Origin of the sequence: Palleronia caenipelagi, assembly GCF_007004065.1 — a bacterium.
In the GTDB taxonomy this organism is placed as follows: domain Bacteria; phylum Pseudomonadota; class Alphaproteobacteria; order Rhodobacterales; family Rhodobacteraceae; genus Palleronia; species Palleronia caenipelagi.
The window spans coordinates 1-657 of the sequence record NZ_VFSV01000174.1 but is presented as its reverse complement, the minus strand read 5'-3'; the positions used below and the strand labels follow the sequence as shown (position 1 = coordinate 657).

Below are 657 nucleotides of genomic sequence, written 5' to 3'. Positions count from 1 at the left end.
CAACTGTTTCAGAAACCGCCTGGCAGCCTTGGCGTTTCGCCTTGGCTGCACCAGAATGTCGAGCACATCGCGTTCGTCGGGAAATTGATCCCCCGGATCAATTTCTTGTCCTCCTCACCATCCACGTCCCGCCATAACCACATCTTGATGCCGTTGATCGGGACGGCGACTTCATCGAGGTGCCACTTATCTGACGCTGCGGGCCGGTCGCGCTTGATGCAATGCGCGAAATGCCGACCAAACCGGTTCACCCATTTCCGAACGGCTTCCCGGCTGACGATGACGCCTCGCTCGGCGAGTAGATCCTCCACATCCGCCGTGCTCAGCGCGAACCGATGACAGGCCCAAACGGCGTAGGCGACGACTTCACGGGGAAAACGGTAGTATCCGTCTTGGTCAAGCGGAGCGTTCATCCCATTTTCGGCCGTCACGCAACAGGGCGTTGGCGAGCAGGATGAGTTTGCGCATGACTGCCGTGATGGCGAGTTTTGGTGGTTTTCCCTTGTCCAGCAAGGCTTGGTACTTGCGCTTGAGATCGGCGTTGAACCTGACTGCGACCAATGCGGGCATGAAGATTGCAGATCGCAGAGCCGCGCGCCCTCCGCGGATCATTTCCTTGCCTTTCCATTTCCCCGACCGGCGCGTGAACGGTGCAAG

The 657-nt window shown here is 58.9% G+C and carries 1 protein-coding gene and 1 pseudogene; both read right to left on the bottom strand.

All coding sequences use genetic code 11. From position 1 onward, the window contains the following. Positions 1-413, bottom strand: a pseudogene (locus tag FEV53_RS20565) (IS6 family transposase); the annotation flags it as partial. After that, positions 397-657: transposase (locus FEV53_RS20560; protein WP_142836061.1), on the bottom strand; the 261-nt coding region annotated here is incomplete at its 5' end. The pseudogene FEV53_RS20565 and the gene FEV53_RS20560, both read right to left, overlap by 17 nt.